The following is a 20,682-nucleotide window of genomic DNA, read 5'->3' as shown; positions in this document are numbered from 1 at the left end:
GGAAGAGGTGTGAGCGATGGGCGACGACGCCCGGACGCGCCCGCTGCGGGCGGACGCGGCCCGTAACCGGGCCAGGCTGCTGGACGTGGCCACCGAGGTGTTCACCACCCGGGGCGTCGGCGTGCCGACCGAGGAGATCGCCCGCGCCGCCGGCGTCGGGGTCGGCACGCTCTTCCGGCACTTCCCGACCAAGGAAGCGCTGCTGGAGGCGGTGATGGTGCGCCGGCTGGAGAGCATCGCGGACCGGACCGCGGAGCTCGCCGCCGGGTCCGAGCCCGCCGCGGCCTTCTTCGACTGCTTCCGCCTGCTGATCGACCAGTCCGCGGGCAAGAACGACTTCGCCCGCGCCCTGGCCGCGGCCGGCGTGGACGTGCACTCGACGCTGCAGGAGTCCAGCGCGGCCATCCGGGACCGGCTGGACGTCCTGCTCACCGGGGCCCAGCGGGCCGGCGCGGTCCGCCCCGACCTGGGCCTGGCCGAGCTGCTCGCCCTGCTGGCCGGTACCGGCGCGGCGATGGAGCAGCTCGGAGCGGACCCGGACGGCCGGGAACGGATCTACTCGGTGGTCTTCGAGGGCCTGCGCCCGCGCTGAGGGCGGACGCCGGCCGCACGGCTACGGCGCCTGTCGGTCCGCGGCGGGCGGCTCGGGCTCGTCCCGGCCCCGGCCCTCCGCCTTGGCCCGGACGTCCGCCGGTGTCGGCGCGGTGATCGACCGCTCCTCGGCGGACCGCTCCCGGGTCTCCTCGTCGGGCTGCGGCCTGTCCTTCTCGGGCGTGCTCATGGTCTCGTCCTTCCGTCGGTGTCCGCGGGCCCGGTGGCACGGGTCCGATGGTGCCGGCCCGGGTCCGACTGTGCGGGTCCGCTACCGGGCGGCTTCCCCGGCCGCGCCCGCCCACACGGCCCGGGGACCGGCCAACGGAACCGGCCCACGGAACTGGCGAGGCCCGGGCGGCTCCCGGTACGTTCCCGGGATGAAGATCGGCGAGTTGGTGGGGGCCGGCCGGACGGCGGACGTGTTCGCGCTGGAGGGCGGACGGGTGCTGCGCCGCTACCGGGGCGGTGAGGACGCGACCGGGGAGGCCGCCGTGATGGCGTACCTGGCGGAGCACGGGTACCCGGTTCCCGCCGCGTGGCCCGGAGCGGAACCGGGTGACCTGGTGATGCAGCGGCTGTCAGGGCCGACGATGGTGGAGGCCCTGGCCGGCGGTGCGATCACGGCCGCGTGGGCGGGGGAGACGCTGGCCGGACTGCTCGGCCGGCTGCACGCGATCCCCGCGCGGGTCTCGGACGACCCCGGGCACCGCGTCCTCCACCTGGACCTCCACCCCGAGAACGTGGTGCTGACCGCGCAGGGACCGGTCGTGATCGACTGGGCCACGTCGGAGGAGGGACCGCCCGGCCTGGACACGGCGATGGCCGCGCTGATCCTCGCCCAGGCGGCCCTGACCATGCCCGCCGTCGCCGTCATGGCCCGCGCCGTCCTCGCCCCGCTGCTCCGCCACCTCGGCGATACGGGCGGTACGGGCGGCATCGAGGCGGAGCACCTGGCGCTGGCCAGGACGCGGCGGGCCGCCAACCCGACGCTCAGCCCGGACGAGATCGGCCGACTCGACGAGGCGGTGGCCCTGATCGCGGCGACGGGCCGTTCCTGACGCCGGTCACCGGTGAGCTCCGGTCACCGGTGTCACAGGTGGGCGAGCAGGTCGCGAAGGGGTGCGGGGACCCGCGCGGCGTCCACGGCCTCGGCCAGGAGGCGGCCGTAGCGGATCTTGCGGCCCTTCTTGGTGCCGAGGAAGCGCCGCAGCTGCTGCTGCGGGAGCCGGGTGCGCTGCGCGGGCTGACGGACGAAGGTCCGCCAGGCCGGGAGGTCGCCCGCGGCGAGGAGGACCTCCTCCACCCGGTCCACGCCCAGCGCGCGGATCAGCTCGTCCTCCAGGTCGGCCGCGCAGACGAACAGCCCGTGGCGCGGCGCGCCGACCCGCTCCAACGCACGGTCGTAGAAGCCCAGTTCGCCCTCGTCGCACAGCCCGGCGAGGCCGAGCCCCAGCCCCGGCGGCCCGAGGAGCGCGGCGTAGCGGCCGGCGTTCATCGCCCCGCCCATGGGCAGGACGCACACCCCCTCGGCGGCCAGGTCCCGGCCGTGGCGCTCGGCGAGCGTCTCGACGGCCGCGAGGTCGCTCGGCCCCTCCAGCAGCACCGCGGTCCGCAGGCCCAGCCGGACGGCCAGCTCGCCCGCCGGCTCACCGGGGCCGCCCCCCGCCCAGCTGGTCACCGCATCCCGGAACGCTCGCATGTCCGTCACGGGGCGATTCTGCTCCTGCCCACGCGGCGGCGACACGGATTTTCCGATCGTGCTCATCCGATCGCGCTCATCCGATCATGCTCATCCGATCACGCCCCGGCCGTCCGGGCAGGGGTGCGGCCGGCCCGAGGGAGCCGGGCCGGCCGCACCCGTCGCCGACTACAGCGTGCGGGTCAGCCGGTCGGTGAGGAGCCGGGTGAACCGGGCCGGGTCGGGCAGGTCGCCGCCCTCGGCCAGCAGTGCGCCGCCGTACACCAGCTCGGCGATCTCCGGCAGTGCCGGGTCGGCGGCGTCGGCCTGGTGGGCGGTGCGCAGCGCCATGATCAGGGGGTGGGTGGGGTTGAGCTCCAGGATCCGCTTGACCGGGGGCATCTCCTGTCCCATCGCCCGGTACATCTTCTCCAGGGTCGGGGTCATGTCGTGGGCGTCGCCGACGATGCACGCCGCCGAGGTGGTGAGCCGCGAGGACAGCCGGACCTGCTTGACCTGCTCGCTGAGGGCGGCGGTCAGCCACTGGAGCAGCGCCGCGAAGTCCTGCTCGCGCCGGGCCTTCTCGGCGCCGGCGTCCTGGTCGTCGCCGTCGGCCGGCTCGTCGAGGTCGACCTGGCCCTTGGCGATGGACTGCAGGCGGTGGCCGTCGAAGGCCTGGACCTGCTCGACCCAGACCTCGTCCACCGGGTCGGTGAGGATCAGCACCTCGTACCCCTTGGCGGCGAACGCCTCCATGTGCGGGGAGTTCTCCACCATGGCGCGCGTCTCGCCGGTCAGGTAGTAGATCGCGTCCTGGCCGTCCTTCATCCGCTCGACGTACGCGCGCAGGGTGGTGGTGCCCTCCGGGTCGTGCGTGGAGGCGGCGGACACCAGCTCCAGCAGGGCGTCGGTGCTGTCGGCGTCCTCGATGAGGCCCTCCTTCAGCACCCGGCCGAACTGGGACCACAGGGTGGCGTACCGCTCGGCGTCCTTGGTCTGCATCTCCTTGATCGCGCCGAGCACCTTCTTGACCAGGCGCCGGCGCACCCCGCGGATCTGGCGGTCCTGCTGCAGGATCTCGCGGGAGACGTTCAGCGACAGGTCGTGGGCGTCCACCACCCCCTTGACGAAGCGCAGGTAGTTCGGCATCAGCGCCTCGCAGTCGTCCATGATGAACACCCGCTTGACGTACAGCTGGACGCCGCGCTTGGTCTCGCGGGAGAACAGGTCGAACGGGGCCTGCGCGGGGATGAACAGCAGCGCCTCGTACTCGAAGGTGCCCTCGGCGCGCATGTGGACGGTGGCGGCGGGCTCCAGCCAGTCGTGGCTGATCTGCTGGTAGAACTCGTGGTACTCGGCCTCGGTCACCTCGCTGCGAGGCCGGGCCCACAGCGCCTTCATCGAGTTGAGCGTGTCCGTCTCGCGGGTGGTGGCGCCCTCGGCGTCGGTGCGCTCGGTGGCCATCCGGATCGGCCAGCGGATGAAGTCGGAGTACTGCTTGACGATCTGACGGATCTTCCACTCGGCCAGGTAGTCGGCCAGCCCGTCCTCGCTGTCGGCGGGCTTGAGGTGCAGGGTGACCGAGGTGCCCACCGGCAGGCCGTCGACGGCCTGCAGCTCGTAGGTGCCCTCGCCGTCGGACTCCCAGCGGGTGCCGGCCTCGCCGCCGGCCCGGCGGGTGCGCAGGGTGACCCGGTCGGCGACCATGAACGCCGAGTAGAAGCCGACGCCGAACTGGCCGATCAGGCTCTGCGCCGCCGCCGCGTCCTTCGACTCCTTGATCTTCTCCAGCAGCCCGGCGGTGCCGGACTTGGCGATCGTGCCGATCAGGTCCACGAGTTCGTCCCGGCTCATGCCGATCCCGTTGTCGCGGACGGTCAGCGTCCGGGCGTCCGGGTCGACCTCCAGCGCGATGTGCAGGTCGGAGGTGTCGGCCGCGAGATCGGAGTCGGTGAGCGACTCCAGCCGCAGCTTGTCCAGGGCGTCCGAGGCGTTCGAGATCAACTCGCGCAGGAAGATGTCCTTGTTCGAGTAGATCGAGTGGATCACCAACCGCAACAACTGGCGGGTCTCGGCCTGGAACTCCAACGTCTCGACACTGCTACCCACTGTGGGTCCCCTTTCTCTGTACCGGGACGAGTATGGGCCGAACCGGCGCCGGTGGGGAAAAGGTCAGCTCGCAGCGGACACCGGCGTGTTCGTTTTCAGCCGCACGTGGGGGGCGCGGCCTCATGCCGGTGCCGCGGCGCGAGGAGCGCGCCGCGGCACCGTCCCTGTCAGGGCTGTCGTCAGATCAGGTAGACGACGTCGATCTGCCCGTCGGTCCGGAGGGTGATGGTCGCCTCGCCCGGGCCCTGCGGCGGGGTGAGGTTGAGGAAGTTGGCCGCGGCGTCCGCATCCGGCTGGATGACGTGGCGCCAGGTCTTCGTCGAGGCGTTCTCCGACGCCTGCGTCCTCTTGAGTTCGGCGGTGGTCGCGCTGACCTGGGTCATGGGTCACTCCTTCGTTGGTCGGGTGGGAGTGCCGCCCTGACCGGGCGGCAGCTGGAAGCTACCATCGGGAGTGGGATGCAGCCGTTGCGCCACAGCGGTCGTTCGAGTCCGAACCGAATCTCGTTCTCCCGGCCGGGTGCACCGTCCGGCTGCCCGGACCCTCCGCCCTGACCGAGCTCCCCGACGGACTCGCCGACAGGCCGCCGCAGCCGGGATCGGCCAAGGCGCCCCCGCTCCCGACCTTTCGATCTTGGAGCTTTCGACCTTTGTGCCGGTTCCTCCGCCGGCGGTACCTCTTGTCAGTGCGCCGTCTCCACCGGCGCACTGACGATGTTTCGGGGGAAGAGAGAGCGTGCGGGGATCCATGCCGCGCCTGGCCGGGCTCGCCTGGCCGGTCTATGTCGAACTGCTGTCGGGTGTGGTCGCGTCGATCATCACCACGTACTGGGTGGCCGGCCTCGGGGGAGCGGCGGTCGCCGCCGTCACCCTGGCGACCGGGATCGAACACCTGCTGCTGGGGCTGGTCCTGGTGGTCGGCTCCGGCACCGGCCTGTGCCTGTCGCGGGCACGCGGCGCGGCCGACCGCGCCGAGGCGGACCGGGTCACCGCGACCGCCTGGTGGCTGTGGGGCCTCGGATCCCTCGCCCTCGCCCTGCCCGGGTACCTGCTGCGCGATCCCCTGGCGGCGCTCTTCCTGGACCGGTCGGCGGCCGTCCTCGCGGCCGGGTACTTCGCCGCCGCCTTCCCGGGTCTGGTGGTCTTCTTCGCCCAGCGGGTGGCCGACGACCTCTTCAAGGGCGCGGGCGACACCCGCACGCCGATGCGCGCGGCGCTGCTGGGCAACCTCGTCCTGCTGGTCCTCGACCCGCTGCTCATCCTCGGTGCGGGCCCGCTGCCCGCCCTGGGGGTGACCGGCGCCGCGCTGGCCCTGGTCGCCTCCCGGACGGTCGCCCTCGCCGCCACCCCGGTGCTGCGCCGCGGGGCGCGGACGCGCGGCGGGCCGCGCGCCAGGGCGAGTGTCCGGACGGCGGGCCGGATCGTGGCCGCGGGGCTCCCGTTCGGGGTCGACTTCACCGCCCGGATGGCGGTGGGGACGGTCCAGCTGGGCCTGGTGGCCTCGTTCGGTGTGGCGGCCGTCGCGGGCTACGGCATCGGCTACCGCGTCCTGCTGTTCGCGACGATGGCGTTCTACGCCGTCCGGCAGGCGGCCGGGATCGAGGCGGCGCGCCACCTGGGGGAGGGGCGGCCGGACCGCCTCCCGGCGCTGGCCAGGGACACCGCCGTCCTGGTGGCCGCGGTGGCGCTCGCGGCCACCGTGCTGGGCGAGGCCGTCGCGCGGCCGCTCGCCTCGTCCTTCAGCCCGGACCCGGCGGTGGTGGCGCAGGCGGTCGGCTTCCTCCGGCTGATGGGCTGCTACCTGGTGCCGTACGCGCTGGTGGTCGCGCTCGGCGGGGTGCTGCAGGCGGCGGCACGCGGCCGGGCCCTGGTCCTCGCCACCGTGGTCGGATTCACGGTCCAGCTGTCGGCCGCGTGGGGGCTCTCGCGGCTGATCGGGGTGGACGGTGTGTGGCTGGCCATGGCCCTCGGCGCGGTGACCCAACTCGCCCTGTACGGCGGGCCGTCGGCCGCCCTCCGGACGCCCGCCGGCCCGCCCCGGAGTCCCGTCCCGTCCCGCGCGGCGCCGGCTGCCGGGGGTGCGGCCGAGAGCTGACCCGGGGGCAGGCCCTTCAGGTGGCGCTGTCGGCCAGGGCGGCGGCGAGGAGGGCGAAGACCTGGTCGGCTTCCGGGGTCAGCGCGGCCTCGATCTCGTCGTCGGTGCGGCCGGCCAGGGTGAGTTCCTGGATGCGCCGGAACAGGAGGCGGTCGGCCGCCGCGATCAGGGCGGCGGCGGCGCGCGGCGCGAAGGCCGCGTCGGAGCCGGTGTCCGCACCGGGGTCGGCCAGTGCCGAGGCCAGCGTCTCCTCGCGCAGGTCGTGCAGCTCGCGCAGCCGGGCGGTGAGCGTGGGGCTGTCGGTGACCATCCGGGCGAACTGCGGGCCGGTGAAGCCGACCACGGGGCTGTGCTCCGCGAGCGTGGCGCGGAACGCCCGCTCCAGCGCGGCGAGCGGGGCCTCGCCCGGGGATCGGTCGGCGACGGTGCGCGCCAGGCCGCCGGTGAACAGCTCGTGGTGGTCGAGCGCCAGGTCCTCCTTGCGCGGGAAGTAGTTGGTGACGGTCTTCTTGGCCACCCGGGCGGCGGTGGCGATCTCGGCGATGGTGGTCTGCTCGAAGCCCTGCTCGATGAAGAGCCTGGTGGCGCAGTCGGAGATCAGCTGCCTGGTCTCCTGCTTCTTGGACTCGCGGAGCCCCGGTTCGGTGGTCATGGAGCAATCTTATACTCGTCGTAAGTTTGCGCTTGACGTCATTCGGGGGCTCTGGTTAAAGTTACGTCCGACGCAAAGTTACCCCGAATGAACGGATCTGGATTGCGCAAGCTCTCGTACTACGTCGGTGCCTCCCTCGACGGCTTCATCGCGGCGCCCGACGACACCTTCGCCTTCTTCGACCCGTGCCTCACCGAGGAATACGTGCCGTGGATGGTCGGCGAGTACCCGGACACCCTGCCGACGGCGGCGCGGGCCGCGCTCGGTCTGTCGGAGGCGCCGCTCAGCCGGTTCGACACGGTGCTGATGGGCCGCGGCTCGTACGAGCCGGGTCTGGCGGCCGGCTGGACCAGCCCGTTCGGTCATCTGCGGCAGATCGTGTTCTCCCGCTCCCTCGGGACCAGTCCGGATCCGGCGGTGGAGGTCACCGCCGAGGATCCGCTGGCGCTGGTCCGCAGGCTCAAGCAGGAGGAGGGCCTGGGGATCTGGCTGTGCGGAGGCGGTGACCTCGCCGGTCAGCTGCTGCCGGAGATCGACGAGCTGATCGTCAAGCAGTACCCGATCGTGGCGGGCGAGGGCGTCCCGATGTTCCGCGCCGGCTTCGAGCCGCACTACTTCCGGCTCACCGACAGCCGCGTCTTCGACAGCGGCACCGTCGTCCTCACCTATGCGAGGACGTCCGGCTGAGCGCCCCGCCCGCCCCCCGGTCCCGACCGTCCCCGTCCCACCTGATCGGCCCGACCCCACCCCGCATCCCGCAGGAGTCGCTCTGAACGTCACCACCTCCACCCTGTCCCTCACCGTCGCCGACGTGGACGCCTCGGTCGAGTTCTTCCGTACCCACCTCGGTTACCAGGTGGCCATGGCCGCCGAGGGCTTCGCCTCCCTCACCCGCCCCGACGCCGCCGCCGACATCGTGCTGCTGAGCCGCGGGACGGAGGTCCTCCCGCCCGAGCAGCGCGACCAGCAGGCCGCCGGCCTGATCCTCGCGCTGACCGTCACCGGCCTCCAGGAGGAGGAACGGCGGCTGCGAGAGGCCGGCGCCCCGATCACCATGCCGCTGCGCGAGGAGCCGTGGGGCGAGCGGCTGTTCCAGCTGACCGACCCCAACGGCGTCGTCGTCCAGCTGGTCGAGTGGGTCGCCGCCGCGCCCGGCGACTCCGCGTGGTCCGCGAGCGCGGCGGCGTCCTGACCCGGTCGCCCGGGAGAAACCGGCCGGGTCACACCGGCCGGGCGGCCCCACCCGCCCGGCCGGCCCCCGCTCACCCGGAGCCGCCCGGCCCCACCCGGGCGCCTCCGGGCCGGCGGCCGGTCAGATGATCCGGCCGCTGGAGAACGGGCTGTAGGACAGCGTGACGGGGGCACGGTGTTCGGGCCGCGCCTGCACCGGCCCCTTCGCGTACGCCGGGCTGTGCCGGATCTCGTCCCTGGACCGGTCGATGTACACGGTGTGCTCGCCGTGCTCGATCCGGACCACCGTTCCGGCGGGCAGCAGCACCCGCCTGCCGAAGATCCACGGCCCGGTGTCCACCACCAGGTACCGGGTGCCCACGTGCCCGGACAACCGGTCCACCGTGCCGATCGGGCCGTCGGCCGCCACCACGTGGAACCCGATCAGATCGGTGCCCGCGCTGCGGCCGACGGTGCTGCGGGACTCCCGGACGTCGACGTGCCTGCTCATCTGACACTCCTCTCCGTACGCGGCTCCGTCTCGACGGCCGGTCAGGCCGCCCGGCTTCCCGCCTCGACGTGTTCCTTGAAGTCCCGCAGATCGTCGATCACCCGGCGGTCGATGAAGCCGAGCGCCTCGACCAGCCGATCCAGCAGCCCCGGCGGCTGGATCTCCAACTGCAGCATGACCCGGGTGGTGGCCTCGTCGATCCGGTGGAAGGTCACCACCCCGGCCTGCCGCACCTCCCCGGCCACGCTCGCCCAGGCGACCCGCTCCCCGGGGACCGCCTCGGTGGTCCGGGCCTCGAACTCCCGGTGGACGCCCGCCGTGTCGACCACCCAGCGGCTGGTCCCGGGGCCGGTCCGGTCGACGCTCACCACCCCGCGCATGAAGTCCGGGAACTCCTCGTACCTGGTCCACTGCTCGTACACCGCCGGGAGCGGCGCGCTCACCTCGACGGACTCCTCGATCCGGGTCATCGCTCCTCCTTCGCGGACTGCCGCGGCCGCCTCCGGAGACCGCCGCGGCGGCCTCCGGACGGTCGTCCGGGAGGCCGGGCCGGCGGCGGGAGTACCGCCGCCGGCCCCAACGCCTGCCCCCGGAACGGAGGGGTATGCACGCCCGGCGTGCGGAGTCGGACGGAGCGTCAAATCGCCTGCCGTCAGAGCGATGCGGCGCCGAACCAGGTGGGCAGGTGGTCGCGCAGGTCGTCCTGGTCGTCGCCGACCCAGGCCACGTGGCCGTCCGGCCGCAGCAGCACGGCGGGCACGTCCACCTCCTCGCTGACGTCCACGACGTGGTCGACCCGGTCCGCCCAGCCCTCGACCGAGAGCCGGCCGGTCTGGTCGAGCAGCAGCCCGCGCCCGGCGTGCATCAGCCCGTACAGGCGGCCCTGCTTCAGGCCCACGTCGCGCAGCCGCCGGCCGAGCAGGGGGTGTCCGTCGCCGAAGTCGTAGCGGATCCCGATCGCGCTGAGCTTCTCGATCAGGAACCGGTTGACCTCCTCGAAGTCCATCAGCTCGGACATCAGCCGGCGCACCGCCTGCGGGCCCGGCTCGGTGGACATCAGCTGCATCTGCGCCCGGGTGTTGTCCAGCACCGCGGCGGCCACCGGGTGCCGCTCGGCGTGGTACGTGTCCAGGAGCCCCTCCGGCGCCCAGCCGCCCACCTCGGCGGCCAGCTTCCAGCCGAGGTTGAACGCGTCCTGGACACCGAGGTTGAGCCCCTGCCCGCCGGTCGGCGGGTGGATGTGCGCCGCGTCGCCGGCCAGCAGCACCCGGCCCACCCGGTAGCGGTCGGCCAGCCGGGTCGCGTCGCCGAACCGGGACAGCCAGCGCGGCGAGTGCGCCCCGAAGTCGGTGCCGCCGTAGGCCCGCAGCTGCCGCCGGAACTCCTCCAGGGTCGGCGCCGCCGTCCGGTCCTCGGCCACCCCCTCGGCCGGCACGATGAGCCGGTACCGGCCCTCCCCGAGCGGCATCGCGCCGAACCGCAGCTGCGTCTTGCGGACCTCCGCCACCACGGCCGTCACCGTCTCCGCCGGTACGTCCACCTCCATCTCGCCCAGCAGCGTCTCGACCCGGGTGGGCTCGCCCGGGAAGCCGACGCCCAGCAGCTTGCGGACCGTGCTGCGGCCGCCGTCGCAGCCGACCAGGAAGCGCGACCGCACCCGGGTGCCGTCGGCCAGGTCCACGGTCACCCCCCGGTCGTCCTGGGTGAGCCCGACCAGTTCGCAGCCGCGCCGGATCTCGGCGCCGAGGCCGGTCGCGTGCTCGGTCAGCAGCCGCTCGGTCACCGGCTGCGGGATCCCCAGCACGTACGAGTGGGCGGTGTCCAGCCGCTCGGGCCAGGTCCGGCCCATGGCGGCGAAGAAGCCGCCGACCCGGTACGTCGTCCCGAGGTCGAGGAACCGCTCCAGCAGGCCGCGCTGGTCCATCACCTCGATGCTGCGCGCGTGCAGGCCGAGCGCGCGGACCCGGTCGGAGGGCTCCGTCTCCTTCTCCAGCACCACCACCCGCACGCCGTGCAGCCGCAGCTCGGCTGCCAGCATCAGCCCGGTCGGTCCGCCACCGGCAATGATCACGTCGATCGTCACAGCGCCCCCATGAGCAAAGTCGTCGTCCGGCCGGCTGCCCCCGGCAGCCGGCGGAGGCCGTATCCGCGCCCGCTTGTGCGGGTGATGTCGGGTATGCCGGGTTTCCCCGGATTCTCGGCCTCGGTCGACGATTGTGCGGGACGACGGGGGCCTTGCCGCAAGGCCCCCGGTGCGCTATAGGTTGAGAGTGGCAGGGAGTCCCGGATTCCCTGCCTTCGCCGTCTGCGGGCCCGGTCAGTGGAAGACGATCGCCCGTCCCGTCGCGAGGCTCGTCCGGCAGGCCCCGGCCAGCCGGTGCCAGGCGAACTTCTCCGCCTCGAAGGGGTCGTCGGCGGCGGCGCCGGTGTCGGAGCCGTCCGGGTCGAGGTCGATCGCCTCGGCCAGACGCCGGAGTTCGGCGAGCAGGCCGCCGCTGGAACCGACGATGCCACCGCCCGCGACGGGCGAGTCCGGCGGCAGGAACAGCGGGTCCGCGAGGTCCACCGGGATGTAGAAACCGGCGCTGTCGGCATGGCAGAGCAGGTGGGAGGAGAACATCAGGGTCTCCTCGCCCACCTCCGCCTGGTCGCGGGCGTACTGCTCCGGGTCGGTCGCCGCCGCCGGGGTGACCGGGCTCCCCGCGCGCCGCAGGACGTACACGCGGCGCAGGTGGTGGAGGTACCCGTACGGGAACCCGCCCGAGAACGCGGCCCGGCCGGTGCCCTCCGCGGCCGGCTCGCGCCAGTCGATGCCCGCCCGGCCCAGGGCGTCGCCGAGGACGGCCAGTTCACGGGCGTGGTGCGCGGCGCCCTCGGGGTCGTGGCGGTGGAGGTCGTCGAGCAGTCCGACGGATATCGAGAGTCCCATGCCGCCGAACCCTAGGGGCCGCCGCCGACACCCCCGCCGGTGGGCGTGTGTCCCGGGGACCGCCCCGGGCGGCCCTCCCCGGAACGGCGCTGGCATCGTAGGGACATGGGAACACCAGAAGTGACCTCGCAGCCGCAGACCCCGGTGCAGGACGGCCTCATGATGCTGGGTGAGGTGGCGTGCCGCTACCGGGTCGGCGACATCCGTCCGGAGGAGCTGCCGATGGTCGCCGCGGAGGCGATCGCGGCCGGGCTGGACACCCCGACGCTGTGCGAACTCGCCGGCTGGCCGCGGACCGCGCCCGCCCAGGACATCCGCGACGCGTTCGAGCAGGCACTCGCCGAGTCCGGGATCGAGCTGCCCGATCCGGTCCTGGCACGGCGCCACGCCCTGCGGCGGCTGGCGGCGCGACTCGTCGCCGGAGACCTCGGCCCCACCGACCTGGCGACGGGCGAGGAGTGGTGGGAGACGGAGGTCGAGACGGCGGAGGAGCGCGCCTTCGTGGCGCTGATCCCGCAGTGCACCTGCTGCCTCGAGTTCGAGCTGAGGCTCGACCGGCGGAGCTGGGAGGCCGCACTGCGGGCCGCCGCGCTCGCCCTGGCCTCGTCCGCGCCGGTCGGCCCCGGCTGCTGACTCACGGAGCCGTGGCGGCCCGGTCGGACGTGCTGCGCAGAACGCAGAACTCGTTGCCCTCGGGATCGGCGAGGACCGCCCAGCCGGAGCCGTCCGGATTCCGGCGGTCGGCGACCAGGGTGGCGCCGAGGCCCAGCAGCCGTTCCACCTCCTGATCGCGCGAGGTCTCCGGGCGCAGGCACAGGTGGATCCGGTTCTTGACCGTCTTGGCCTCGGGCACCTGGTTGAAGTACAGGACCGGGCCCTCCGCCAGCAGCACCTGGACCTCCGGATCGCCCGGTCGGTCGTCCGGATGCAGCGGACGGCCGGTCACCCCGCTCCAGAACCGGGCCAGCCCGTAGGCATCCGCACAGTCGATCGCCACGTTCTGCAGTATCGAGACCATGCGCGCGAGCCTTCCGGATTTCCCCTCCGGACGCCACCGGGCTCTCGCCCGTCCCCGACGCTGCCCGCGGGCGGCGGCCGCCCGGCGCGGTCAGCCGATCGACAGCTGCCACCTGCGCTCGCCGTCCTGCCACCGGTCGGTGGGGGAGAGCCCGGCCGCGGCGGCGACGGCGGCGGAGGCCGCGTGGTCGGGGTGGATGTGGGCGACCACGGTGTGTACCCCGTGCTCGCGGAGCCGGCCGACCAGCCCACGGGCCGCCTCGGTGGCGATGCCGCGCCGCTGCCAGGCGGTGCCCACCACCCAGGCGATCTCCGCCGTGGCGCCACGGTCGTCGGCGGTGACCGTGGCCTGGACCGTGCCGGTCAGGCAGTCCGCGTCGCGGAGCCGGACGACCCAGTTGCCCCAGGACTCGGCCGGGTCCGGCGAACCGGCCACCCACCGCTCGTAGCGGGCCCGCAGGACCTCGGCCGAATCCGGGGTGCCGCCGATGAAGGTGTGCAGACCGGGGTCGGCGAGGACGGAGGCCATCTCCTCGGCGTGCTCGACCCGCAACGGCAGCAGGGTCAGCCGGTCGGTGTGGATGGGCTCGGGCCCGAGGGTGTTCACGCGGCTGCCTCCCGGTCGGATCGTCCGACGAGTATGCCGGTGCTCCGCGTGCGGCGGTTCAGCGGCAGGGGGCGTCCGACCGCCGGACGACGGGCGTCTGCGACACCGGCCCGGCGATGGAGGGCACACTCGTCGGCCGGCTGGTCGGGTCCGGGGCCCCCGACGGACCGGACGGGTCCGGGAGCTCCGGCGAGTCGCCGCTGGTGCTGCTTCCACCGGTGGTGCTCCTGCCGCCGGTGGTGGTGCTCTTGCTCCCAGTGGTGCCGCCGCCCGTCGTCGTGCTCCTGCCGCCGGTGCTGCCTCCGCCGGTGGTCGTGCTCTTGCCGCCGCTGCTCCCGCTCCCACCGCCGCCCGTGGTGCTGCTCCTGCCGCGGCTTCCGGTGACGCTGGCGACGCCGAGGGCCGCCCTGATCTCCCCGGTGCTCCGCTGGTGGCACCGCTCGGACCGGGACCCGGTCGAGCAGCCCGTCAGTGTCGCGAGCACCAATGCGGCGCTGACCACCGCGATCGGAACAGTCGGTCTCATGATTCCCCCCGGGGCGCGCTGGATCCTCCGTATCCACGGGGACGCGAACGAGGGGCCCGCCGTTCCCACCACTGCGGCAGACGGGTGGACTTGCGGCAGTCCGCGCATACGGTGCGTGTCCGAATCAACGGTGTCGACCGATCCTGCTGTCCTCGGGTGAAGGGAGAACGGCGATGGATGTCCCGCGGGGACGACGGACACTCTGGGTTCGGCCCGCAGAGGCGCAGGACCTCGCCGAGTTGGCCGAGTTGGTCGAGGCCGACCGCCTCCCCGGCCTCCCGGCTCCGTCCCGGCGCATCGAGGCGGCCGTGTCGGGCGCCGCCGGCCACACCGTGCTCGTCGCCCGCGACGGGTCCGGCCGGCTCCTCGGGGCGACCGGGCTGCGCCGCGGCGTCGGCCAGGACGGTACCGGCGGCAGCATCGCCTGGCTGCACTGCCGCGAGCACCCCTCCGCCGTGGCCGTCCTGCTGCGGGTCGCGCTGGAGCGCCTGCCGCCCAGCGCGCTGAACGCCTTCGACGAACCCGGTCCGCTGTCGCCGTACCTCCCGGGGCTGCCGGTCAACGACCGGCCGGTGACCTACCAGGCGCTGCACGACGCCGGGTTCCGCACCCGGCACCAGTGGCTCTGCCTGCAACGCCCGGCCCGTTTCGACGAGCGCACCCCGGAGGAGGCCCCGGCCGTCCACGCGCCGCGCGCCCACCACGTCCCCGCCGCCGCCGGAACCAGAGCCGGAACCGGACCCGCACGCCGACCGCAGCGTACGGACCTCCGCGCGGCCCCGGTCGGACCGGCCGCCGGTGGGCCGCCCGACGACCCGACCGGAGGCATGGCCCTGGTCGACCTGCTCAGCCCGGGCGCCTCCCGCCGCTGCCACCGGCTCCAGCAGGCGGGGTACGAGGAGGTGGACCTGTTCCACTCGCTGACCCGGCCGTGAGCCGGAGGGCCGAGCCGGCGCTCCGCCGGACGGCCGAGAGTCGGCCCCGGCACTCGGATGATCACCGCTGCGGCGTGACCGCCCGTCACCTGCCACGTTGAGACCTGCGTGACCGACACCGTGCCCCCTCCGCCCGTGCGGGAACTCGCCCCCCGCGAGCACGCCGACCTGCTGCGGCACCTGTCCGCCTTCTTCGCGGAGATCGCGCCCGGCCGGCGGCCGAAGCCGGATCCGGTGACGGCGAAGACCAGGGCGACGGCTCCGGATCCGGCCGGTCCGCTCTCGGGATGAGACGGCGGTGTGCCGACTCAGTTCGCGGCCGGCCAGGCGACCGTGGTCTGGGAGGGGCCGTCGTAGTCGACGCCGGGGACGTGCCACCCGTAGAGCCGGCCGACCTGGGCCCGGAACCAGTCGGTGTCCGCGAGTCCGGCCAGGGTGTCGGTGGTCGCGGCGGCCCAGCGCTCGTGGACGGCCTCCTGCACCTTGTCGTCCAGCTCCCAGCCGTCGAGGCGGATCCGCTGCTCCTGGTCGAGCTGGAGCGGCACCTCGCCGGTGAGCTGCCGCCACAGGGCGGCGGCCTGCTGGGCGGTGCTCTGGAAGCCGTCGCCGAGGACGGCGCGGAGCAGGCTGGTGTAGAGCGCGATGGACGGGATGGCGGTCGAGGCCTGGGTGACGGCCGCGCCGGCGACCACGGTGTGGGCCTGTCCGCCGAGCGGGGCGAGGTCCTGCTGGAGGCGGCGCGCGGTGTCCTCCAGGTGCTGCTTGGCCGCGCCGATCGTGCCGGCCCGGTAGATCGGCGCGGTCAGGTCCGAGCCCACGTAGGAGAGCGCCACCGTGTGGAAGCCGTCGTGGACGAGGCCGCGGTCCACCAGGGCGTCGATCCACAGCTGCCAGTCGGCCCCGCCCATGACCTGCACCGTCGCCTCGCGCTCCGCGTCCACGGCGGGTTCGAGTTCCAGGGATCCGACGACCGGGGTGTCGCCGTCGAACTGCAGGGTCTTGGCCCGGTAGGCGGATCCCAGGGGCTTGAGCGCCGAGTGGTGGACCTCGCCGGTGGCGGGGTCGGTGCGGCGGGGCGCGGCGACGCTGTAGACGAGGTAGTCGACCCGGCCGTACCGGGCGGCGAGGTGCTCCAGCGCCTGCTCCTTGGCGGTGGCGGAGAAGGCGTCCGCGTTGAGGAAGGCGAAGTCGCCGTCCGGGCCGGCGAGTTCCGCGGTGCGGGCGGTCCGGTACCAGCCGGCGGAGGCGGTCCGCCGCTCGGTCTCGGGGGCCTCGAAGGCGATGCCGAGTCCGCGCATCCCGTAGGTGCGCAGTGCGGCGACGGTGGCGGCGAGTCCGTACCCGGCGCTGGAGCCGATGACCAGGGCCACCGGTCCCTCCGCGGCCGCGCCGGCCCTGCCGGCGGGCGCGGGGGTGTGCTGCCACAGCTCGTCGACGACGGCGGCGCAGCCCTCGGGGTGGGAGTTGACGTACAGGAAGCCACGGTTGCCGGGCTTGATCTCGCGGAGGGCCATCGAATTCCTTCGTCCTGGGGAGTCATCGCCCGGTGAGGAGCGTTCGCGACCGGCACCGGGCGGCGTCCGGGCCTCCATCCTGGCCCGTCAACCCACCTGGCGAGGTGGCGACATGTGCCAGCGTCAGCTCGGGAATCTTGTCCGTCGTCCCCTGGCTTCCTCGTACCTGCTGCGGCGGCCGCGCGGGTGAGCCGGGCCGTCGTGGACCGTCTCAGGCCGTGGCAGGTCGTGGCGGCAGGGCCCGGCGGCCGGACGAGTGACATGGCGGGTGCCACCGGTGAGGCTGCCGCCGACCGGGTCGTTCGAGGGCGGACGATCGTTTGTATGACGACTGCCCTTGACCGAAATGAACGAGACCGGCTGGCAACCGAGGTGAATCGGATGCCCGCCGCACCCGGAGCGGACGCGAGAAGCGTCTCGGTGGACGAGGAGGTGCTGGAGCTGGCGGTGGTGCTGCTCGGGCAGTTCTCCCTGGCGTTCGGCGACGAGCCGATCGGCACCGCGGCGATGACCGTCGCGGACCGGCTCCAGCTGAGCGTCCCGATGGTGTCGCTCCTCGCGCTGAAGAACAAGCTGGAGGCGCGGAACCTCGACCTCAGGTGACACCCCGGCCCGGCGGCCGGGTCCCCCGGAACCCGGCCCCCGCCCGGCACCCCTGCCCGGCTCGGCCGCCGAACCAGGTGTCCTCCATCCGCGGCGTCGCGTCCTCGGTGTGGCGGACCCGGAACGGGGACATCCGCAGCCCGTCGTAGCCCCGGGGGTCGAACGGTTCCAGCGGGACGCTCTGGGCCGAGCCGAACTCCGCCGAGCCGAGCCCAGTCGTTCGGCGAGCCGGAGGGCGGGGTCCGGTCCGGGGGAGGGCAGACTGGGACGGCCGGAAGGCCGCGGAAGGAGGGTCCGAGCGTGCGGGCGAGCGAGGTTGCCGAGGTCCTTGACCGTCCGATCAGCCGGGAGCTGCTGGCCCGCGGCCTGACCCGGCTGGCCTACGTCGCCACGGACGGCACGCCCCGGGTCGTCCCGATCGGCTTCGAGTGGAACGGCTCGGAGATCGTCATGTGCACGGTGAAGAACGCCCCGAAGCTGCCGGCCCTCCGGCGCGCACCGGCGGTGGCCCTGACCGTCGACACCGAGGCGCACCCGCCGCTGATCCTGCTCGTCCGCGGCCGCGCCGAGCTGGACGAGGTCGAGGGCATCCCGGACGAGTACCTCCGGATGAACGCCGGCACGATGACACCCGAGCAGCGGACCGCCTGGGAGGCCGAGGTCCGGTCGCTCTACGACGGGATGGTCCGGATCGTGGTGACGCCGACCTGGGCGAAGCTGATCGACTTCGAGACGAACCTGCCGAGCGCGGTGGAGGAACTGGTCCGCCGGCGGGCCGAGCGCGAACGCGGCTGAGCGCGCCCGCCCGCGAGGGCGCCGCCGCGCACCGTCGACAGGAAACGGGTTGGGCCGGGACGGGTCCGGCTGGTACGGTCGGGGCGGCCGTGAGAGAGATGCGAGGAGGTGACACCCATGAAGGCTGTATCCGTATGGGTGCTCCCGCTTTTCGTCACGGTGGGCGACTGACATAGGTGTCGCCGGGAGCGCCTGGGACAAGGCATTCCTGAGAGGCGATACCTGTGAACTCCGTACATTCCACCCCGGGTTCGGACGAACCCACCGTCCACGTCGCGCGGGTCTCCGACACTCGCTGGCAGGCCGTCGAGGACGACCGTGAGGTCGGCGGCGGCGACGTGTCGCGCCGGACCGACGGACGGCTCTTCATCAGCGTCGACGCATGGCAGGACCCGGTCTTCGACCGCATCGCCGCGGCGATGCTGGCCGACCTGCCGACCCCGCTGTACACCGTGGTCGACGAGTCCGACCCGGACACCGCGTCCGCCTGGCGGCGGGCCGGCTTCACCCCCGCCCGACGCGAGTGGGGCTACGTGGTGCCCACCGACCCGGCGATCTCCGGGCTCGGTGCGGTGCGGCCGCCGTCGGGTGTGACGATCGTGCCCGCCGGCGAGGCGGAACCGGGCCCGCTGCGGGCCCTGGACCGTGCTCTCCGCGAGGAGGTGGAGGCGGCCGCCGGCTGGCGGACGATGCCGGCCGAGGTGCTGCCGCGCCCCGACGGGATCACCCCGGAGGACCTGGCGAAGTTCGTGGTGGCCCGGCAGGAGGGCCAGTACGTGGGCCTGCTCCGGACGGCGCCGACCCGGCAGCCGCGGATCGGGCTGATCGCCGTCCGGGCCGACCGGCACCGCCGGGGCATCGCCCGGGCGCTGCTGGCCCACGCGCTGGACGTCCTGCACCGCGCCGGGACGGACGCGGCCTGGGCGGAGGTGGACGAGGACAACGCCGCGGCCACCGCCTTGTTCGAGGGCGTCGGCGCCCGGCGCGCCGGCAGCCTCCTGGAGCTCGTCCGCCGCTGACGCCACGTCAGTCCCGCCGCGCCCGCCGATCGGGCGCCGTCACCCGTACCACCGAACCGACCAGACCGATCACACCGTCACCGGACGGAGAAACCGAGAGAGCATGACGAAAACAGCCAAGGGCATCGAGGTCGAGGGCATCGTCACCGAGTGCCTGCGCAACGCCACCTTCAAGGTGCAGTTGCAGAACGGGCACATGGTGCTCGCCCACATCAGCGGGAAGATCCGGAAGAACTACATCAAGATCCTCCCGGAGGACCGGGTGCTGGTGGAGCTCAGCACGTACGACCTCACCCGCGGCCGGATCCGCTACCGGTTCCGGTCCTAGCGGAAGGCCCTCGCGGGTTCCCGGCGGCGCGGCTCCCGCGGCCCGGGGGCCGGCGGGCCCGGGTGTGCGCCCGGCCGGAGGTGGAGCAGCCATCTCCGGCCGGGCGCGGCCGTGCGTTCGGCGGAGCAGGGTCAGTAGAGGCTCACTCCGTACGCGGCGGCCGCCTCGGTGACGGGCTGGAAGAAGGTGGTGCCGCCGGTACGGCAGTCGCCGCTGCCGCCCGAGGTGATGCCCAGGGCCTTGGTGCCGTCGTAGAGGGGTCCGCCGGAGTCGCCGGGCTCGGCGCACACGTTGGTCTGGATCATCCCGCGCACGGTGCCGCCGCCCGAGTAGTGGACGGACACGTCGAGCGCGGTGACCGTTCCGCCGTGCGTGCCGCTGGTGGAGCCGGTGCGCTTGACCGACTCGCCGACGTAGGCGTTGGCGGCGGAGAAGCCGCCGCTGTGGCTGAGCGAGGTGTTGTCGTAGCGGACCAGGGCGTAGTCGTTGCCCGGGAAGCTGGATCCGACGGTGGCTCCGATCAGCGTGGTGTGGCCGGAGTTGGTGTACCAGGTGCCGGCGACGTCACCGCAGTGGCCGGCCGTGAGGAAGTAGTACGTGCCGCCCTTGACCACGTTGAAGCCCAGCGAGCAGCGGTAGGACCCGCCGTAGACGGCGTCGCCCGCGGACAGCAGCGGGGTGAAGACGCCGGTGGTCCGCTCGAATCTGAGCGAGGCCGCGTCCGGGCCGGCGGATCTGGCGATCCGGGCGAGTCCGGCGGGGGTGACGGTGCTGTCGGCGACCACGACGACCTTTCCGGTCGTCCGGTCCACGTGCCAGGCGGTGCCGCCGACGTCGGCGCGGGCCACCGCGTCGTCCACCCGGGCGAGGGCGGTCGTGTCCCCGGCGGGCGTGGACGCCTGGGCGATCGGCGCCGCGGCGGCGGTCGCCGCGGCGAGGGCGACCGCGACGGCGAGGAGCCGGTTCCGGCCGTGTCGGGAAGGGGTGGAGGTGTCGGGCGTGCCGGGAGTGGTGCGCGTGGTCCTCACGGATCTCCTCCTGGGAGTGGGAGAGGCCCATCGAACGGTGGGCCGTGAGGCGCGGGCAGGAGCCGCAGACCGGTGGCCGCCCCGGGGGCGGACCCGTGATCTGCTCCTGACAGGCGCTGGCAGGGAGTATTCGGCACCTGAAGGACCGGCACAAGACCGCGCGCCGAATTCGCCGCCCGACCGGTCGGTCGGCGCGGTGCCGGTATTCCGGGGTGTGACACCGGCCGGCCCCCGTGCGCTGAGTGGATGCACGCTCCGTGCACCGGGCCGACCAGGAGGTGGACCGGCCGGCCGGGCCGCCCCGCGCCGCCCCGGACCTGCCGGAAGAGACGAGAAGGACCGTCCGTCCCGACGAAAGGCGAATGCCCGACAGGCATTCGCCTCGACGTCGTGCCCGCGTATTCGCATTTCTCCGCTCGCATTCCTGTGCGCCGCCTAGCGAATTCCTCCGCCCCGGGCAAGCGAGGCGAGCTGGCGGGATTCCGCCAAATCCCCCGGAATTCTCCGGGCGGACGGCCCGGGGCAGCGGACGCCCGGTCCGGGCGGCTCACGGCGGGTTCGTGTCCGGATCAC

The 20,682-nt window shown here is 73.8% G+C and carries 26 protein-coding genes; 12 read left to right on the top strand and 14 right to left on the bottom strand.

From position 1 onward, the window contains the following. Positions 1–16: 16 nt before the first annotated feature. Positions 17–592, top strand: coding sequence for a TetR/AcrR family transcriptional regulator (locus tag ABWK59_RS04855; RefSeq protein ID WP_354638096.1), 576 nt, complete (start codon positions 17–19; stop codon positions 590–592). A 21-nt stretch (positions 593–613) separates the two neighbouring features. Here ABWK59_RS04855 and ABWK59_RS04850 read toward each other — a convergent pair whose 3' ends face one another. Continuing rightward, complete coding sequence (locus ABWK59_RS04850) at positions 614–781, bottom strand: hypothetical protein (protein ID WP_354638094.1); 168 nt, start codon at positions 779–781, stop codon at positions 614–616. 190 nt (positions 782–971) lie between these two features. Between ABWK59_RS04850 and ABWK59_RS04845 the strand changes: the two genes are divergently transcribed. Further along, the gene (locus tag ABWK59_RS04845; protein WP_354638092.1) at positions 972–1,652 is read left to right on the top strand and encodes a phosphotransferase; all 681 of its coding nucleotides are present in this window, start codon (positions 972–974) and stop codon (positions 1,650–1,652) included. 32 nt (positions 1,653–1,684) lie between these two features. Here the strand turns inward: ABWK59_RS04845 and ABWK59_RS04840 are convergent, their stop codons facing one another. The 3 genes from ABWK59_RS04840 to ABWK59_RS04830 form a co-directional block, all read right to left on the bottom strand. Continuing rightward, the gene (locus tag ABWK59_RS04840; protein ID WP_354638090.1) at positions 1,685–2,302 is read right to left on the bottom strand and encodes a TOPRIM nucleotidyl transferase/hydrolase domain-containing protein; all 618 of its coding nucleotides are present in this window, start codon (positions 2,300–2,302) and stop codon (positions 1,685–1,687) included. Between the two features lie 159 nt (positions 2,303–2,461). Continuing rightward, entirely contained in the window at positions 2,462–4,381 is a 1,920-nt protein-coding gene (gene htpG / locus ABWK59_RS04835; protein WP_354638088.1) for a molecular chaperone HtpG, read from the bottom strand. A gap of 179 nt (positions 4,382–4,560) precedes the next feature. After that, positions 4,561–4,764, bottom strand: a complete 204-nt coding sequence (locus ABWK59_RS04830) for a hypothetical protein (RefSeq protein ID WP_354638086.1) — start codon at positions 4,762–4,764, stop codon at positions 4,561–4,563. A gap of 352 nt (positions 4,765–5,116) precedes the next feature. Between ABWK59_RS04830 and ABWK59_RS04825 the strand changes: the two genes are divergently transcribed. Further along, a complete protein-coding gene (locus ABWK59_RS04825; RefSeq protein ID WP_354638084.1) occupies positions 5,117–6,475 on the top strand; it encodes an MATE family efflux transporter in 1,359 nt (452 codons plus the stop codon). A gap of 16 nt (positions 6,476–6,491) precedes the next feature. Here the strand turns inward: ABWK59_RS04825 and ABWK59_RS04820 are convergent, their stop codons facing one another. Beyond that, the gene (locus ABWK59_RS04820; protein ID WP_354638082.1) at positions 6,492–7,127 is read right to left on the bottom strand and encodes a TetR/AcrR family transcriptional regulator; all 636 of its coding nucleotides are present in this window, start codon (positions 7,125–7,127) and stop codon (positions 6,492–6,494) included. Positions 7,128–7,214: 87 nt separating this feature from the next. Between ABWK59_RS04820 and ABWK59_RS04815 the strand changes: the two genes are divergently transcribed. Further along, positions 7,215–7,814: a dihydrofolate reductase family protein gene (locus tag ABWK59_RS04815; RefSeq protein ID WP_354638080.1), complete on the top strand. Its 600-nt coding sequence runs from the start codon at positions 7,215–7,217 to the stop codon at positions 7,812–7,814. An 82-nt stretch (positions 7,815–7,896) separates the two neighbouring features. Next, positions 7,897–8,319 (top strand): VOC family protein, encoded by a 423-nt coding sequence (locus ABWK59_RS04810; protein ID WP_354644828.1) that lies wholly within the window; start codon positions 7,897–7,899, stop codon positions 8,317–8,319. Positions 8,320–8,439: 120 nt separating this feature from the next. On the opposite strand, the gene ABWK59_RS04805 is transcribed toward ABWK59_RS04810, so the two are convergent. From ABWK59_RS04805 to ABWK59_RS04790, 4 genes are all read right to left on the bottom strand, one after another. Then, a complete protein-coding gene (locus ABWK59_RS04805) occupies positions 8,440–8,808 on the bottom strand; it encodes a PRC-barrel domain-containing protein (protein ID WP_354638078.1) in 369 nt (122 codons plus the stop codon). A 41-nt stretch (positions 8,809–8,849) separates the two neighbouring features. After that, positions 8,850–9,278, bottom strand: a complete 429-nt coding sequence (locus ABWK59_RS04800; RefSeq protein ID WP_354638076.1) for an SRPBCC family protein — start codon at positions 9,276–9,278, stop codon at positions 8,850–8,852. A 182-nt stretch (positions 9,279–9,460) separates the two neighbouring features. Further along, the gene (gene rox, locus ABWK59_RS04795; RefSeq protein WP_354638075.1) at positions 9,461–10,891 is read right to left on the bottom strand and encodes a rifampin monooxygenase; all 1,431 of its coding nucleotides are present in this window, start codon (positions 10,889–10,891) and stop codon (positions 9,461–9,463) included. Between the two features lie 234 nt (positions 10,892–11,125). Further along, a complete protein-coding gene (locus tag ABWK59_RS04790) occupies positions 11,126–11,737 on the bottom strand; it encodes a hypothetical protein (protein ID WP_354638073.1) in 612 nt (203 codons plus the stop codon). Between the two features lie 105 nt (positions 11,738–11,842). Between ABWK59_RS04790 and ABWK59_RS04785 the strand changes: the two genes are divergently transcribed. Next, positions 11,843–12,370 carry a hypothetical protein gene (locus tag ABWK59_RS04785; protein WP_354638071.1) on the top strand — a complete coding sequence of 176 codons (528 nt, stop codon included), beginning with the start codon at positions 11,843–11,845 and terminating at the stop codon, positions 12,368–12,370. Between the two features lies 1 nt (position 12,371). Here the strand turns inward: ABWK59_RS04785 and ABWK59_RS04780 are convergent, their stop codons facing one another. Together ABWK59_RS04780 and ABWK59_RS04775 are read right to left on the bottom strand one after the other, a co-directional pair. Next, positions 12,372–12,755, bottom strand: coding sequence for a VOC family protein (locus ABWK59_RS04780; RefSeq protein ID WP_354638069.1), 384 nt, complete (start codon positions 12,753–12,755; stop codon positions 12,372–12,374). A 90-nt stretch (positions 12,756–12,845) separates the two neighbouring features. Next, complete coding sequence (locus ABWK59_RS04775) at positions 12,846–13,361, bottom strand: GNAT family N-acetyltransferase (RefSeq protein WP_354638067.1); 516 nt, start codon at positions 13,359–13,361, stop codon at positions 12,846–12,848. Between the two features lie 699 nt (positions 13,362–14,060). Here ABWK59_RS04775 and ABWK59_RS04770 point away from each other — a divergent pair. Together ABWK59_RS04770 and ABWK59_RS04765 are read left to right on the top strand one after the other, a co-directional pair. Continuing rightward, positions 14,061–14,822, top strand: coding sequence for a hypothetical protein (locus ABWK59_RS04770; RefSeq protein ID WP_354638066.1), 762 nt, complete (start codon positions 14,061–14,063; stop codon positions 14,820–14,822). A 108-nt stretch (positions 14,823–14,930) separates the two neighbouring features. Then, positions 14,931–15,113 carry a hypothetical protein gene (locus ABWK59_RS04765; protein ID WP_354638064.1) on the top strand — a complete coding sequence of 61 codons (183 nt, stop codon included), beginning with the start codon at positions 14,931–14,933 and terminating at the stop codon, positions 15,111–15,113. 17 nt (positions 15,114–15,130) lie between these two features. Here ABWK59_RS04765 and fabV read toward each other — a convergent pair whose 3' ends face one another. Next, the gene (gene fabV / locus ABWK59_RS04760) at positions 15,131–16,336 is read right to left on the bottom strand and encodes an enoyl-[acyl-carrier-protein] reductase FabV (protein WP_354638062.1); all 1,206 of its coding nucleotides are present in this window, start codon (positions 16,334–16,336) and stop codon (positions 15,131–15,133) included. 381 nt (positions 16,337–16,717) lie between these two features. Between fabV and ABWK59_RS04755 the strand changes: the two genes are divergently transcribed. Further along, positions 16,718–16,939, top strand: a complete 222-nt coding sequence (locus ABWK59_RS04755; RefSeq protein WP_354638060.1) for a hypothetical protein — start codon at positions 16,718–16,720, stop codon at positions 16,937–16,939. On the opposite strand, the gene ABWK59_RS04750 is transcribed toward ABWK59_RS04755, so the two are convergent. Beyond that, the gene (locus ABWK59_RS04750) at positions 16,932–17,111 is read right to left on the bottom strand and encodes a DUF6333 family protein (protein ID WP_354644827.1); all 180 of its coding nucleotides are present in this window, start codon (positions 17,109–17,111) and stop codon (positions 16,932–16,934) included. The two genes, ABWK59_RS04755 and ABWK59_RS04750, sit on opposite strands and share 8 nt — an antisense overlap. Positions 17,112–17,239: 128 nt before the next feature. Here ABWK59_RS04750 and ABWK59_RS04745 point away from each other — a divergent pair, with 128 nt between their 5' ends. The 3 genes from ABWK59_RS04745 (at position 17,240) to infA (ending at position 19,081) form a co-directional block, all read left to right on the top strand. Beyond that, positions 17,240–17,734, top strand: coding sequence for a pyridoxamine 5'-phosphate oxidase family protein (locus tag ABWK59_RS04745; RefSeq protein ID WP_354638058.1), 495 nt, complete (start codon positions 17,240–17,242; stop codon positions 17,732–17,734). A gap of 224 nt (positions 17,735–17,958) precedes the next feature. Next, positions 17,959–18,753: a GNAT family N-acetyltransferase gene (locus ABWK59_RS04740; RefSeq protein WP_354638057.1), complete on the top strand. Its 795-nt coding sequence runs from the start codon at positions 17,959–17,961 to the stop codon at positions 18,751–18,753. Positions 18,754–18,856: 103 nt separating this feature from the next. Beyond that, complete coding sequence (infA, locus tag ABWK59_RS04735) at positions 18,857–19,081, top strand: translation initiation factor IF-1 (protein WP_354638056.1); 225 nt, start codon at positions 18,857–18,859, stop codon at positions 19,079–19,081. 131 nt (positions 19,082–19,212) lie between these two features. Here the strand turns inward: infA and ABWK59_RS04730 are convergent, their stop codons facing one another. Then, a complete protein-coding gene (locus tag ABWK59_RS04730; RefSeq protein ID WP_354638054.1) occupies positions 19,213–20,109 on the bottom strand; it encodes a S1 family peptidase in 897 nt (298 codons plus the stop codon). Positions 20,110–20,682: the final 573 nt, after the last annotated feature.

It is taken from the genome of Kitasatospora sp. HUAS MG31 (genome assembly GCF_040571325.1).
GTDB classification, from domain to species: Bacteria; Actinomycetota; Actinomycetes; order Streptomycetales; family Streptomycetaceae; genus Kitasatospora; species Kitasatospora camelliae.
Note: the sequence above shows the minus strand (reverse complement) of the source record. Positions and strands in the feature narration are given on the sequence as shown.

Bases quoted from the DNA above. Each gene is read 5' to 3' on its own strand.
- ABWK59_RS04805 (WP_354638078.1), bottom strand. From the start codon at position 8,808: ATGAGCAGGCACGTCGACGTCCGGGAGTCCCGCAGCACCGTCGGCCGC.
- ABWK59_RS04855 (WP_354638096.1), top strand. From the start codon at position 17: ATGGGCGACGACGCCCGGACGCGCCCGCTGCGGGCGGACGCGGCCCGT.
- ABWK59_RS04830 (WP_354638086.1), bottom strand. From the start codon at position 4,764: ATGACCCAGGTCAGCGCGACCACCGCCGAACTCAAGAGGACGCAGGCG.
- ABWK59_RS04820 (WP_354638082.1), bottom strand. From the start codon at position 7,127: ATGACCACCGAACCGGGGCTCCGCGAGTCCAAGAAGCAGGAGACCAGG.
- fabV (WP_354638062.1), bottom strand. From the start codon at position 16,336: ATGGCCCTCCGCGAGATCAAGCCCGGCAACCGTGGCTTCCTGTACGTC.
- ABWK59_RS04845 (WP_354638092.1), top strand. From the start codon at position 972: ATGAAGATCGGCGAGTTGGTGGGGGCCGGCCGGACGGCGGACGTGTTC.
- infA (WP_354638056.1), top strand. From the start codon at position 18,857: ATGACGAAAACAGCCAAGGGCATCGAGGTCGAGGGCATCGTCACCGAG.
- ABWK59_RS04800 (WP_354638076.1), bottom strand. From the start codon at position 9,278: ATGACCCGGATCGAGGAGTCCGTCGAGGTGAGCGCGCCGCTCCCGGCG.
- ABWK59_RS04850 (WP_354638094.1), bottom strand. From the start codon at position 781: ATGAGCACGCCCGAGAAGGACAGGCCGCAGCCCGACGAGGAGACCCGG.
- ABWK59_RS04790 (WP_354638073.1), bottom strand. From the start codon at position 11,737: ATGGGACTCTCGATATCCGTCGGACTGCTCGACGACCTCCACCGCCAC.
- ABWK59_RS04770 (WP_354638066.1), top strand. From the start codon at position 14,061: ATGGATGTCCCGCGGGGACGACGGACACTCTGGGTTCGGCCCGCAGAG.
- ABWK59_RS04780 (WP_354638069.1), bottom strand. From the start codon at position 12,755: ATGGTCTCGATACTGCAGAACGTGGCGATCGACTGTGCGGATGCCTAC.
- ABWK59_RS04755 (WP_354638060.1), top strand. From the start codon at position 16,718: ATGCCCGCCGCACCCGGAGCGGACGCGAGAAGCGTCTCGGTGGACGAG.
- ABWK59_RS04815 (WP_354638080.1), top strand. From the start codon at position 7,215: ATGAACGGATCTGGATTGCGCAAGCTCTCGTACTACGTCGGTGCCTCC.
- ABWK59_RS04785 (WP_354638071.1), top strand. From the start codon at position 11,843: ATGGGAACACCAGAAGTGACCTCGCAGCCGCAGACCCCGGTGCAGGAC.